The following is a 12,513-nucleotide window of genomic DNA, read 5'->3' as shown; positions in this document are numbered from 1 at the left end:
CGGCCCCGCCGGCCGCCGTCGACCCGGATGCCGAGCCGGCTCCGGCTCCCGCGCCGGCCCCGACCCGCACGTCCCGGCCGGCTCCCGCCACGCCGGTCCAGTCGGTGCCGGTGCGGCCGGCGCCGCCCGCTCAGGCCGCTGCGCCGGCGACGAGCAGCAGCGCCGGCACCACGGCCGAGCCGGCGGCACCGCTGCCTTGGCCGTCCGCGCCGGCGCCCGGCAGCTTCTCGCGCTGACCTGAAACACCGCGTACGCCGTCCGCCGCCTGTGCTATGCAGGCGCGCGGCGGCGCATCGCGTTGCCGCGTCCATTCCATTGCGAGAGGCCGACCGGCGACCCCGATGTCCTTCACGATCGCCATTGTGGGACGCCCCAATGTGGGCAAGTCGACCCTGTTCAACCGCCTGGTCGGCAAGCGGCTCGCGTTGGTCGACGACCAGCCGGGCGTCACCCGTGACCGTCGCGAGGGCACCGGCCGGCTCGGCGACCTCGACTTCACGGTGATCGACACGGCGGGCTTCGAGGAGGCACCGGGCGAATCGCTCGCCGGCCGCATGCGGGCCCAGACCGAGACCGCGATGACGCAGGCCGACGCCATCCTGTTCCTGGTCGATGCCCGCGCCGGCCTCACTCCCACGGACCGCGCCTTCGCGGCGGCGGTGCGCAAGGCCGGGCGGCCCGTCGTTCTGGTTGCCAACAAGAGCGAAGGTCGTGCGGCAAGTGCTGGCATATACGAAGCTTTCGGGCTCGGTCTGGGCGAGCCGATCGGCGTCTCGGCCGAGCATGGCGAGGGGCTCTCCGACCTCTACGACGCGCTGCGGGAGGCGCTGCCCGAGCACACCAGAATCGCCGCGGAGCTGACCCGCAGCGAGGTCGCGGCCGAGCGCGAGGCCAAGATCGTCGCCCGCGAGGCCAAGGCGGCCGGCGAGGAGCCGGTGGACGCGGGCGCGCCGGTGCGGCCGATCCGCATCGCCGTGGTCGGCCGCCCCAATGCCGGCAAGTCGACCCTGATCAACCGCCTGCTCGGCGCCGACCGCCTGCTCACCGGCCCGGAGGCCGGCATCACCCGCGACGCCATCGCGGTCGACCTCGTCTGGGGCGGGCGCGAGTTCCAGGTGTACGACACCGCCGGCATGCGGCGTAAGTCCAAGATCGAGGACAAGCTCGAGAAGCTGTCGGTCTCCGACGCGCTCGACGCCATCCGGTTCGCCGAGGTGGTGGTGCTGCTGATGGACGCCACCGCGCCCTTCGAGGAGCAGGATCTGCGCATCGCCGATCTGGTCGAGCGCGAGGGCCGGGCGCTGGTGCTGGGCCTGAGCAAATGGGATCTCGCCGAGGGCGAGGCGGGGGCGCTCAAGCGGCTGCGCGAGGACGCCGAGCACCGGCTGCCGCAGCTCGCCGGGCTGCCCATCGTGGCGGTCGCCGGGCTGACCGGCTTCGGCCTCGACCGGCTGATGCAGGCCGTGCTCGACATCCATGCGGTGTGGAACAAGCGGATCGCCACCCACGCGCTCAATCGTTGGCTCGACGGCGCCATCGACAACCATCCGCCGCCGGCCGTGTCGGGCCGCCGCCTCAAGCTCAACTACATCACCCAGCCGAAGGCGCGGCCGCCGAGCTTCGTCATTTTCTGCACCCGCGCCGATGCGGTGCCGGAATCCTACAAGCGCTATCTGATCAACGGCCTGCGGACGGCCTTCGAGCTGCCCGGCACGCCGATCAGGCTAACCTTGCGCGAAAAAGCCAACCCGTATGCGACCCGGGCCAGGGGACGCTGAGGCTGGGGCGGACGGTTCGGTCGGGGAGGCGTCTGCGCCGCCCGGCCCGCGGCGCGCCGCTTTCGGCTTCATCTTCGTCACGGTGGCGATCGACATGCTGTCGGTCGGCCTCTTCGTGCCGGTGCTGCCGCGCCTCGTCGCCGACTTTCTGGGCGGCGACCAGGTCGCCGCGGCCGCGACCTACGGCCTGTTCGGCACTGCTTTCGCATTGATGCAGTTCGTCTTCTCTCCCGTGCAGGGGGCGCTGTCGGACCGCTTCGGCCGCCGGCCCGTGATTCTCGTCTCCAATTTCGGGGTCGGCCTCGACTATGTCGTGATGGCGCTCGCCCCCAATATCGGCTGGCTGTTCGTCGGGCGGGTCGTCTCCGGCATGGCCTCGGCCAGCGTCTCGACCGCCTTCGCCTATGTGGCCGACGTGACGCCGCCCGACCAGCGCGCCGCGCGTTTCGGCATGCTGGGGGCGGCCTTCGGCATCGGCTTCGTGCTCGGCCCGGCGATCGGCGGGCTCGCCGGCGGCGTCGATCCGCGGCTGCCGTTCTGGATCGCGGCGGGCCTGAGCCTGCTCAATGCGCTCTACGGGTTCTTCGTGCTGCCCGAGTCGCTGCCGCCGGAAAAACGGGCGCCGCTGTCGCTCGCCCGCGCCAACCCGGTCGGCGCACTGTCGCTGCTGCGCTCGCAGCCGCAGCTCCTGTCGCTCGCCGGCGCCTGGTTCGTCAGCCAGCTCGCCCATTACGTCATGCCGATCGTCGGCGTGCTCTACCTGACGTTCCGCTACGGCTGGGACGAGCGCACCATCGGCTTCACCATGGCGGCCGTCGGGTTCGCCGCCGTGATCGTGCAGGGCGGCCTGATCGGCCCCGGGGTGCGGCGGTTCGGCGAGCGCGCCGCGATGCTGGGCGGCTTCTGCAGCGGCATCCTCGGCCTCGCCATCCAGGGTCTGGCGCCGGTCGGCTGGATGTTCTGGCTCGGCATCCCGTTCATGAGCCTGTGGGGCTTCGGCAACGCCGCCGCCAACAGCCTGATGAGCGCCCGCCTCGGCCCGTCCGAGCAGGGCCGCCTGCAGGGGGCGAACGCCTGCCTGCAGGGCATCGCCGGGCTTTTGGGGCCGGGCCTGTTCTCGCAGGCCTATGCGCTGGCGCTGGCGTCACCGGGCCAGGCTTTTCCGGGGCCGGGCGCGCCGTACCTGCTCGCCGCCGCCCTGCTGGCGCTGGCGGCCGGCATCGCCTGGCGGGCGACCCGGTAGGTAAGCGCTCTCCGCCGGCGCGCGGCTGTTGCCGCCCGGTCTCTCCCGCTCCCTTTCGAAACCCCGCTCCGGCGAAAGCGGTTGCGCTGCCCGCGACTGGCCGTAATTATTGCTGATCATTTCTGTTCGACCGGAGTCGCGGCGCGCTTGGTGGTGCGCCGGCGCGGACGGCACACGCATCGTCGGTCACGGCAGCGTGCAGGGGCGGGTGGTCGTGCCGGGGGCGGTGCGACGGCGTGGCGACGGCGGGGCGGGGCAGGGGAAAGCATGGCATCGCAAGATGTTGCGGCTGGTTCTTATGATCCAATCGCGGTTTCGGGCGTGGCCCGGCCGGCGGCTGGCGCGCTCGTGCATCTCGGCTACCGCACCGACATCGACGGGCTGCGCGCCGTCGCGATTCTCTCGGTCGTCTGTTTCCATGCGTTTCCGGCTGCGATGCCCGGGGGATTCGTCGGCGTCGACGTGTTCTTCGTCATCTCCGGCTACCTGATCAGCGGCATCATCCTCGGCAGCCTCGCCCGCGGCACCTTCAGCTTCGCCGACTTCTACGCCCGGCGGGTGCTGCGCATCGTTCCGGCCCTGGTCACGGTGCTGGTCGCCTCCTACGCGATCGGCTGGGCGATGCTGTTCCCGGACGAGTTCCGGGCCCTCACCAAGCACCTGGCGGCCGGGGCGGCGTTCATCGCCAATCTGGCGCTGCGCAAGGAGGGCGGCTATTTCGACGGCGCCGCCGAGACCAAGCCCGGCCTGCATCTGTGGTCGCTCGGCGTCGAGGAGCAGTTCTACATCGTCTGGCCGCTGGTGCTGTGGATCGGCTGGCGGCTGCGCCACGATCCGCGCATCGGCATCCTGGTGATCGGGGCGGCCTCGCTCGCCTGGAACCTGTATTGGGTCGACGCGGCGACGCCGAAGGCGTTCTTCTCGCCGCTGGTGCGGTTCTGGGAGCTCCTGGCCGGTGCCATGCTGGCGCAGGCGGCGGTCTCCGGGACCGGCGGTCCGGCCCGTCCGGCCGTGCGCGAGGCGATGGCGGTCGCCGGCGCGGCTCTGCTGCTCGTCTCGCTGGTCGCGCTCGACCGCAGCATGCCGTTTCCGGGCTGGCGGGCGATGCTGCCGGTCGCCGGCGCCGTGCTGCTGATCGCCGCCGGGCCGGGGACGCTGGTCAACCGGTTCGTGCTCGGCAATCCCGTGATGGTGTGGGTCGGGCTGATCAGCTACCCGCTCTATCTGTGGCACTGGCCGCTGCTGTCCTTCGCCGGGATCGCCACCATGCAGGAGCCGAGCGTGCCGTTGCGGCTCGCCGCCGTCGCGCTCGCCGTCCTGCTCGCCTGGGGCACCTACGCCTTCATCGAGCGGCCGATCCGGTTCGGGTCCTGGCGCCGCCTGCGGATCACGACGCTGTCGGTCGCGCTGGTGCTGGCCGGGGCGGGGGCCTGGGTCACCCATCTGCTGGACGGCCTGCCGGGGCGCTTTCCGGCCGAGGTCGAGGGCCTCGCCAGCTACCGCTACGACTCCGTGCCGTTCTATCGGGGTGGGTCGTGCTTCCTGGCGACCATGTCGGAGATCGGCTTCCCGAACTGCCCGGCGCCGCAGCAGAGCGCCACGGCGCCGCTGGTGATGCTGTGGGGCGACTCGCACGCGGCGCATCTCTATCCTGGGCTCAGCCGGGCCGATCGGCCGCTCGCTCAGTTCACGGCGGCCGCCTGCCCGCCGCTGCCCGGGGTCGATTTCTCGTTTCGGGAGAACTGTCGCGCCATCAACGACGACGTGGTGGCCCGCGCGACCGCGCTGCGCCCCGACATCGTGATCCTGGCGGCGAACTGGCGAAGCTATGACTGGAGCGGGATCGACCGCACGGTGCGGGTGCTGCGCGACATCGGTGTCAAGCAGATCGTCCTGGTCGGACCCGTGCCGCAATGGCGCCTGCCGGTCGCCAAGGCGCTGGTGCGCTACGCGCTACGCGGCGACGGCACCTATCCCGACCGCATGGTCTACGCGATGGAGCCGGGGCTCGACGAGCTCGACCAGCGTCTGGCCGAGACGGCCGCGCGGCTCGGCCTCGCCTATGCCTCTCCGTACCGGGCGCTGTGCGACGCCCGCGGCTGCCGCACCTTTGTCGGCAGCGCGCCGGCCGGGCTGCTGGCCTGGGACACCGGGCATCTCACGGCGTTCGGTTCGGACTATTTGGTCGGGGCGCTCGGCCTGCCGTGAGGCGAGATGGGCGCCGTCCCGGAATGACCACCCCAGGGATCACCCAGGTCCGGTCTCAGTCCGGCGGATTGTAGTGCAGGAGGCGACCGGCGCGCAGGTCGAACAGCCGGCCGGTCTCCTGGAAGCTCGGCAGGCACAGCGACAGGATCGCCTCGGCGGCGTCCTCGGGCGGCTGCACGGTCTGCGGATCCTCGCCCGGCATGAGCTGGGCCCGCATCTTGGTGCGGGTCGGGCCGGGATTGCAGATATTGACGCGCACCGGCGTCGTCACGGTCTCGGCCGCATAGGTGCGGGCCATGACCTCGAGGGCGGCCTTGGAGATCGCGTAGGGCCCGCGATAGGCGCGGCCCGCATGGGCGGCGCCGGAGCTCACCACCACGACCCGGCCGGCGCTCGCCTTGCGCAGTAGCGGATCGAAGCAGCGCAGAAGCTGCAGGTTCGCCGTGACGTTGACCTTCATCAGCGTCTCGAACTCCTTGGTCTCGACATGCGCCAGCGGCGACACCGGCCCGAGCTGGCCCGCATTGGCGACCAGCACGTCGAGCTTGCCGTAGCGGTCGTCGAGGACCATCGCGAGGCGGGTGATGCCGTCGAAATCCTCGAGGTCGAGCGGCACCAGCGTCGCGGTGCCGCCGACCGCCTGGATGGCGTCGTCGAGCTCCTCGAGGCCACCGACCGTGCGGGCGACCGCGACCACATGGGCGCCCGCCTTGGCGAGCGCCAGGGCGGTGGCGTAGCCGATGCCGCGCGACGCCCCGGTGACGAGCGCAATCTGTTCGAAGAGGGGTTTGGTCATGCGAAGGTCGGGTCCAATCGAATGATCTGATGTGATTGAAGTTCAAGACGTCTCGGCCGACGCGGGACAGCGTGGCGGAGAGTCGGAAATCGTCGGTCAGGACCAGCACGTCGTCGGCCTGGGCAGTGGCGAAGGTCCCCGTGTCGGTCTGCCCGAGGTGCGCGGACGTCCGATGACGCACCATTTCCGCAGAGGGAATATAGACCTCGATCAATTTTGCAATGATCGGCTCGACCGCCGCCGCCAGAGCACGATGCAACGAGTCGCGCAGCGACCGCGTCGCGCTGCGGACGCCCCCTCAGCTCGCCTCGGCCAGGAGCGAGAGCTGGCGCGGCGAGCTCGCGTCGGCGGACTTGTCGGTCAGCGGCGTCGGGTACTCGCCCGTGAAGCAGTGGTCGGTGAACTGCGGCCGGGCGGCGTCGCGGCCCTCTTCGCCGACCGCCCGGTAGATGCCGTCCACCGACAGGAAGGCGAGGCTGTCGGCGCCGATGATCTGCCGCATCTCCTCGACCGTGTGGTTGGCGGCCAGGAGCTTGTCGCGCTCCGGCGTGTCGATGCCGTAATAGTCCGGGTGGGTGATGGGCGGCGAGGCGATGCGGAAGTGCACCTCAGTCGCCCCGGCCTCGCGCATCATCTGCACGATCTTCACCGAGGTGGTGCCGCGCACCAGCGAATCGTCGATCAGCACGATGCGCTTGCCGGCGACGACGGCGCGGTTGGCGTTGTGCTTGAGGCGGACGCCGAGCTCGCGCACCGACTGGGTCGGCTGGATGAAGGTGCGGCCGACATAGTGGTTGCGGATGATGCCGAGCTCGTAGGGGACGCCGGATTCCTGGGCGTAGCCGATCGCCGCCGGCACGCCGGAGTCCGGCACCGGTACCACCACGTCGGCGGCGGCCGCCGCCTCGCGGGCGAGCTCGCGGCCCATGTTCTTGCGGACCTCGTAGACGCTGCGGCCGCCGACGACGGAGTCGGGCCGCGCAAAATAGATGTACTCGAAGATGCAGGGGCGCGGCGGCACCGGCGGAAACGGCTTGTGCGACTGGGCGCCATGCTCGTCGAACACCACGACCTCGCCGTTCTCGACGTCGCGTACATATTTGGCGCCGATGATGTCGAGGGCGCAGGTCTCCGAGGTGACGATCGGGCAGCCGTCGAGCTCGCCCAGCACCAGCGGACGGATGCCGAGCGGGTCACGGGCGCCGATCAGCTTCTTGTTGGTCATGGCGACCAGCGAGTAGGACCCCTCCAGCAGGCGCAGCGCCTCGATGAACTTGTCGACGAAGCCGGTGCGGCGCGAGCGGGCGACGAGGTGCAGGATCACCTCGGTGTCGCTGGTCGAATGCATCATGGCGCCTTCGCCGACGAGCTGGCGGCGCAGCGTCAGCCCGTTGGTGAGGTTGCCGTTGTGGCCGATGGCAAAACCGCCCTGGTCGAGCTCGGCGAAGAACGGCTGGACGTTGCGCAGGATGGTGCCGCCCGTCGTCGAGTAGCGGACATGGCCGACCGCCGCGTGGCCGGGGAGCTGGTCGATGATGTGGCGCTTGGAGAAGGTGTCCTCGACCAGGCCGAGCCGCCGCTCCGAGTGGAATCGCTGGCCGTCGAACGAGACGATCCCGGCCGCCTCCTCGCCGCGGTGCTGCAGGGCGTGCAGGCCGAGCGCCGTGATGGCGGTGGCGTCGCGGTGGCCGTAGATGCCGAAGACGCCGCATTCCTCGCGCAGGCGGTCGCCGTCGAGCGCGGGGTCGAACAGGTGAGTCCCTTGCTCGGTCGAAGCGGGCGTGGAGGCGGTCATCGGGCAGTCCTCGGGCGCTTGTCCAGGGCCGGGCCGGCCTGGCCCGTGGTTCGGTCGGCGCAGGGCCGGCCACGAAAACAAAATATCGACCGCGCCGTCCTCCCGCGACGGCGGGCGACGGATCGGCCGATCAAGCACAGGCAGCACGAAGCAAGGCCGTCGTCGGCCTACCGCAGCACCACCGTCACGCGCGTCCCGTCCGGGCCCGGAAGGGACACGTACCGCTCGAGAGAACCCCGATTCGATCGCTGTTCGGGCGGGGTGTCCTGATCCTCGTCGGTCGGCTTCTTCTTGAACCGCTTCAAGATGGTGTTCTCCGGGTCTTCCGGCAACAGCGACATCAGCCATTGTCCGGTGCCCTGGAGTACGGCCCGCGACCTTGCGTTGCGCACGGCGTCCGGCTGCGACTTTGCCGGGACCAGCCAGTCGAAAAAGATGAAGGCGACGACCACGATCAGGAGGCCGCGGCCGAGCCCGAACAGGAAGCCCAGCGTACGGTCGAGCGCGCCGATCCGGCTGTCCAGGATGCGGTCCGAGACGCGGACCGTGAGGGCCGAGACGATGATCAGCGTGAGCAGGAACACGCCGCCCGCCGTCGCGCCCATGGCGACGTAGTCGTTGTTGAAATACTGCTTGGCGTAAGGGAGGAGCTTCGGAAACGAGTAGAGGGTCGCGGCGGCCGCTGCACCCCAGGCCGCGATCGACAGCACCTCGCGCATGAAGCCGCGCACCATGGCGAGCAGCCCCGAGATCAGCATCACGACGATCAGGAAAATGTCCAGGTACATCGGCGGCGGGCTCGTGGCGGGCTGTTCATCGGGTCCGCCACCGGGCGCGTCGCCGGCCGACGGGATGCGGGGCCGTGTATAGAGCATTTTTCACCGGCCTGGGAACCGGCGGCGGCACAAAATGAGGCGGCTGCCCACCGTTCCGTGGCACCTGTGGCGCGAGGGCAAGTCAGCGCTCGGCCGTGGCCGGCTTGGCGTCCCGACGGGGAGCCGGCCGTCCCGGAACGATTCGCCCGACCAGGTCGGTGAGGGTCGCCACCGGGGCCAGCGTGAGGCCGTCGCGCTCGCCGCCGCGGGTCGCGTCCGGCACCACGGCGCGGGCGAAGCCGAGTTTTTGGGCCTCCTTCAGCCGCGCCGGGGCATGTGCCACCGGCCGGATGGCGCCGGACAGCGAGATCTCGCCGAAATGCACCGCATCGGTCGGCAGAGGCGTCTTGGCGAGCGAGGAGACCAGCGCCGCGGCGGCGGCGAGGTCGGCGGCCGGCTCCTGGATGCGCAGGCCGCCGGCGACGTTGAGATAGACGTCGTAGCCGCCGAGCTTGACGCCGCAATGGGCCTCCAGCACGGCCAGCACCATGGCGAGGCGGTTCGGGTCCCAGCCGACCACGGCGCGGCGCGGCGTGCCGAGCGAGGTCGGGGCGACCAGGGCCTGGATCTCGACCAGCAGCGGCCTGGTGCCCTCCATGCCGGCGAACACGGCGGTGCCGGGGGCGCCGAGGTCGCGCTCGGACAGGAACAGGGCGGACGGGTTGGCGACCTCCGAGAGGCCGCCGCCCGTCATCTCGAACACGCCGATCTCGTCGGTCGGCCCGAAGCGGTTTTTGACGGCGCGAAGAATGCGGAAATGGTGGCCGCCTTCGCCCTCGAAGGAGAGCACGGCGTCGACCATGTGCTCGACCACGCGGGGGCCGGCGATCTGGCCGTCCTTGGTGACGTGGCCGACCAGGACGATGGCGGTGCCGGCCCGCTTGGCGAAGCGGATCAGGATCTGGGCCGAGGCGCGCACCTGGGTCACGGTGCCGGGCGCCTGCTCGACCATGTCGGTCCACATGGTCTGGATCGAGTCGATCACGACGAGGCGAGGAAGCTTGCCCTGCGAAAGGGTTGCGATGATGTCCTCGACCGAGGTCTCGGCCGCGAGCTCGACCGGCAGACTGGTCAGGCCGAGCCGCTCGGCGCGCAGCCGAACCTGGGCGACCGATTCCTCGCCCGTGATGTAGATCGACCGGTGGCCGGCCCCGGCCAGCGCCGCCGCGACCTGGATCAGCAGTGTCGACTTTCCGATCCCGGGATCGCCGCCGACCAGCAGCACCGAGCCGGGGACGAGGCCGCCGCCGGCCACCCGGTCGAACTCGGCGTTGCCGGAGGGCAGCCGCGGCGCCTCCTTCTGCTCGCCGGCCAGAGGCGCGAGCGGGAAGGGCTTGCCCTTGCGGGGCGGCCGGCCGGGGCCGGCCGCCAGGATGCGCTCGGTGGCGGCGCCTTCCTCGGAAATGGTGTTCCACTCGCCGCAGGCGTCGCACTTGCCCTGCCAGCGGCCATAGGCGGCGCCGCAGGTCTGGCAGACGAACTCTTGAGTCTTCTTGGCCATGGCCGATGTGGGCCGAAGCGGGGTGCGGAAGTCAACGATTCGACGGCGAGCGGCTTCGAAAGCTGGGCGCACGTGCTTCGCCGCTTGCGGCGCGCGCCGGTGGTTCCCATAATCTAGTCAGACAGACCAGAAAGTACCGCAGATGGGAAACCCGACAACCCCGCACGACCGCGCATCGACGTGCGGCCAGAACCGCTGGAGCCTGCAGGACGCCAAGGCGCGCCTCAGCGAGGTCGTGCGTCTGGCGCAGCAGGATGGTCCGCAGCGGGTCACGGTCCATGGCCGCGACGCGGTGGTGATCGTGCGGGCCGACGAGTTCGATCGGATGCGGTCGCCGGTCTCGGGGCGAGATATCGTTCGGGCGTTCCGGGACTCGCCGCTCGCCGAGGTCGACTTCGAGCGGACCTCGATCGAGGCACCGGTGCGAGACGTGGACCTGTGACATGAGGGGCTGGCTGCTCGACACCAGTGTCGTGTCCGAGTTGCGCAAGCCGAAGCCGGAGCCCACCGTGGTGGCGTTCGTCGAGGCCCAGCCGGCCGAAACGTTGTTCTTGTCGGACGTCACCGTCGCCGAGATTCGTTACGGGATCGGGCTGATCGACGATGCCGATCGGCGGGCGGGTCTCGAGGCGTGGGTGGATCGCACGTTGCGGCCGCTGTTCGCAGGGCGGACCCTGGCCGTCACCGAGGACGTCGTTCTCTGCTGGAAGACGATGGCGATGGCGGGCCAGAAGCGTGGTCACACCTTCGGCCAGCCGGACCTCTTCGTCGCGGCGATCGCGGCACTGGAAGGGCTGGTCGTTGTGACACGGGACACCCGCCATTTCGTCGCGGCGGGCGTGCCAGTGTTCGACCCGTGGACCGGCGTGCTGCATGCGGACGCGGAGCGACGCCTTTCGATCGAGGTGCCGGCCTCGCTGGCGACGGTTGCCGATGCTCTGCGCAGCCGGAAGCGCGGTCGGTGACACGACTGCACGATCCCGCGACCAGGCTGTCAGTGGCCGCCCGCGGCATCGCGCTTGCAACGTGGGCGGGGCGGGCCGGTCGGCGGCCCTCGGTGGGACGCGTGTGAATGCCTGACGTGATCGTTCTCGGGGCCGGCATGGCGGGGGTCGCGGCGGCCCTCCATCTGCAACGGCGCGGCTGGTCGGTGGCACTGGTCGACCGGCAGTCGCCCGGGCGGGAGACGAGCTACGGCAATGCCGGCCTGATCCAGAGCGAGGCGGTCGAGCCCTATCCGATGCCACGCGACCTTTTCGCGCTCTTTCGCGTCGCGCTCGGGCGCGGCAACGATGTGCGCTACGACCCACTCGCGCTCTTCGGCCATGTCGGGCCGCTGTTGCGCTACTGGTGGCACTCGGCGCCGGCGCGCCACCAGAAAATCTCGGCCGCCTATGCGACCCTGATCGGCCGCGCGACGGCGGAGCACCAGCACCTGATGACGGCGGCCGGCGTGCGGGACGACCTCGTCCGCCGCGACGGCTTTCGTGTGTTCCACCGTTCCGAGGCCAAGCTCGACGCCGACACGGCGACGGCGGAACGCCTGCGCGAAAACCTCGGGGTGGCGTTCCGGCGGCTGTCGCCGGCCGAGCTCGGCACCGCCGAGCCGGCGCTGCGCGACACCGGGGCGGGCGCGCTGCACTGGCTCGATCCCTGGACGGTGCGCGATCCCGGCCGGCTGGTCGCCGCCTACGCGGAGCATTTTTTGCGGACCGGCGGCACCTTCGCGCACGGCGATGCCGGCACGCTGGCCGCGACGGCCACGGGCGGCTGGCGGGTGAGCACGGCCGACGGCCCGCTCAAGGCGGCGAATGTCGTGGTGGCGCTGGGGCCGTGGTCGCCGGCGCTGCTGCGCCGCTTCGGCCTGAAAATTCCGATGGTGCGCAAGCGCGGCTATCACCGGCACTGGCGGGGCGGCCAGAATCTCGACCTGACTCTCCGGGACGCCGATTTCGGCTACGTGGCGGCACCGATGGCGGCCGGCCTTCGCATCACCACCGGGGCCGAGTTTTCCGGGGTCGACGCCCCGGCGACGCCGGTGCAGCTCGGCCGCGCCGAGCAGGCGGCGCGCGGTCTTCTCGATCTCGGCGCGCCCGTGGAGGCGGAGCCGTGGTTCGGCACCCGGCCGTGCATGCCCGACATGCTGCCGGTGATCGGAGCGGCGCCGCGGCACCGCGGGCTGTGGCTGCATTTCGGCCACGGCCACCAGGGTTTTACGCTCGGACCGGCGACCGGGCGGCTGCTCGCCGAGCTGATGACCGGCGAGACGCCGCTTGTCGATCCGGCCCCGTTCCGGCCGGCGCGCTGGGCGCGGTGA

At 71.0% G+C, this 12,513-nt stretch carries 10 protein-coding genes and 1 pseudogene; 7 read left to right on the top strand and 4 right to left on the bottom strand.

Annotation, left to right across the window (positions count from 1 at the left end; genetic code table 11):
• The 4 genes and pseudogenes from HXX10_RS27055 to HXX10_RS27040 form a co-directional block, all read left to right on the top strand.
• Nucleotides 1-236, top strand: a pseudogene (locus HXX10_RS27055) (OmpA family protein); the annotation flags it as partial.
• 105 nt (nucleotides 237-341) lie between these two features.
• Nucleotides 342-1,778: a ribosome biogenesis GTPase Der gene (gene der, locus HXX10_RS27050; protein ID WP_296526431.1), complete on the top strand. Its 1,437-nt coding sequence runs from the start codon at nucleotides 342-344 to the stop codon at nucleotides 1,776-1,778.
• Nucleotides 1,753-3,021: a TCR/Tet family MFS transporter gene (locus HXX10_RS27045; RefSeq protein WP_296526430.1), complete on the top strand. Its 1,269-nt coding sequence runs from the start codon at nucleotides 1,753-1,755 to the stop codon at nucleotides 3,019-3,021. The genes der and HXX10_RS27045 overlap by 26 nt, the downstream gene beginning before the upstream one ends.
• A gap of 321 nt (nucleotides 3,022-3,342) precedes the next feature.
• The gene (locus tag HXX10_RS27040) at nucleotides 3,343-5,229 is read left to right on the top strand and encodes an acyltransferase family protein (protein ID WP_296526429.1); all 1,887 of its coding nucleotides are present in this window, start codon (nucleotides 3,343-3,345) and stop codon (nucleotides 5,227-5,229) included.
• 55 nt (nucleotides 5,230-5,284) lie between these two features.
• On the opposite strand, the gene HXX10_RS27035 is transcribed toward HXX10_RS27040, so the two are convergent.
• The 4 genes from HXX10_RS27035 to radA all read right to left on the bottom strand — a co-directional run bounded on the left by HXX10_RS27035 (nucleotide 5,285) and on the right by radA (nucleotide 10,196).
• Complete coding sequence (locus HXX10_RS27035) at nucleotides 5,285-6,025, bottom strand: SDR family NAD(P)-dependent oxidoreductase (protein ID WP_296526428.1); 741 nt, start codon at nucleotides 6,023-6,025, stop codon at nucleotides 5,285-5,287.
• Between the two features lie 298 nt (nucleotides 6,026-6,323).
• Nucleotides 6,324-7,820, bottom strand: a complete 1,497-nt coding sequence (gene purF, locus HXX10_RS27030; protein WP_296526427.1) for an amidophosphoribosyltransferase — start codon at nucleotides 7,818-7,820, stop codon at nucleotides 6,324-6,326.
• Between the two features lie 167 nt (nucleotides 7,821-7,987).
• The gene (locus HXX10_RS27025; RefSeq protein WP_296526426.1) at nucleotides 7,988-8,608 is read right to left on the bottom strand and encodes a CvpA family protein; all 621 of its coding nucleotides are present in this window, start codon (nucleotides 8,606-8,608) and stop codon (nucleotides 7,988-7,990) included.
• 169 nt (nucleotides 8,609-8,777) lie between these two features.
• Complete coding sequence (gene radA, locus HXX10_RS27020) at nucleotides 8,778-10,196, bottom strand: DNA repair protein RadA (RefSeq protein ID WP_296526425.1); 1,419 nt, start codon at nucleotides 10,194-10,196, stop codon at nucleotides 8,778-8,780.
• Between the two features lie 142 nt (nucleotides 10,197-10,338).
• Between radA and HXX10_RS27015 the strand changes: the two genes are divergently transcribed.
• From HXX10_RS27015 to HXX10_RS27005, 3 genes are all read left to right on the top strand, one after another.
• Nucleotides 10,339-10,638 carry a type II toxin-antitoxin system Phd/YefM family antitoxin gene (locus HXX10_RS27015; protein WP_296526424.1) on the top strand — a complete coding sequence of 100 codons (300 nt, stop codon included), beginning with the start codon at nucleotides 10,339-10,341 and terminating at the stop codon, nucleotides 10,636-10,638.
• A 1-nt stretch (nucleotide 10,639) separates the two neighbouring features.
• The gene (locus HXX10_RS27010) at nucleotides 10,640-11,161 is read left to right on the top strand and encodes a type II toxin-antitoxin system VapC family toxin (protein ID WP_296526423.1); all 522 of its coding nucleotides are present in this window, start codon (nucleotides 10,640-10,642) and stop codon (nucleotides 11,159-11,161) included.
• 107 nt (nucleotides 11,162-11,268) lie between these two features.
• Nucleotides 11,269-12,513 (top strand): FAD-binding oxidoreductase, encoded by a 1,245-nt coding sequence (locus tag HXX10_RS27005; RefSeq protein WP_296526422.1) that lies wholly within the window; start codon nucleotides 11,269-11,271, stop codon nucleotides 12,511-12,513.

This window comes from Rhodoplanes sp. (assembly GCF_013377085.1).
GTDB lineage: Bacteria > Pseudomonadota > Alphaproteobacteria > Rhizobiales > Xanthobacteraceae > Rhodoplanes.
Note: the sequence above shows the minus strand (reverse complement) of the source record. Positions and strands in the feature narration are given on the sequence as shown.

What these genes read in the sequence shown, in the direction of transcription:
- der (WP_296526431.1), top strand. Translation starts at nt 342, where the DNA reads ATGTCCTTCACGATCGCCATTGTGGGACGCCCCAATGTGGGCAAGTCG.
- HXX10_RS27045 (WP_296526430.1), top strand. Translation starts at nt 1,753, where the DNA reads ATGCGACCCGGGCCAGGGGACGCTGAGGCTGGGGCGGACGGTTCGGTC.
- HXX10_RS27035 (WP_296526428.1), bottom strand. Translation starts at nt 6,025, where the DNA reads ATGACCAAACCCCTCTTCGAACAGATTGCGCTCGTCACCGGGGCGTCG.
- purF (WP_296526427.1), bottom strand. Translation starts at nt 7,820, where the DNA reads ATGACCGCCTCCACGCCCGCTTCGACCGAGCAAGGGACTCACCTGTTC.
- HXX10_RS27025 (WP_296526426.1), bottom strand. Translation starts at nt 8,608, where the DNA reads ATGTACCTGGACATTTTCCTGATCGTCGTGATGCTGATCTCGGGGCTG.
- radA (WP_296526425.1), bottom strand. Translation starts at nt 10,196, where the DNA reads ATGGCCAAGAAGACTCAAGAGTTCGTCTGCCAGACCTGCGGCGCCGCC.
- HXX10_RS27015 (WP_296526424.1), top strand. Translation starts at nt 10,339, where the DNA reads ATGGGAAACCCGACAACCCCGCACGACCGCGCATCGACGTGCGGCCAG.
- HXX10_RS27010 (WP_296526423.1), top strand. Translation starts at nt 10,640, where the DNA reads ATGAGGGGCTGGCTGCTCGACACCAGTGTCGTGTCCGAGTTGCGCAAG.
- HXX10_RS27005 (WP_296526422.1), top strand. Translation starts at nt 11,269, where the DNA reads ATGCCTGACGTGATCGTTCTCGGGGCCGGCATGGCGGGGGTCGCGGCG.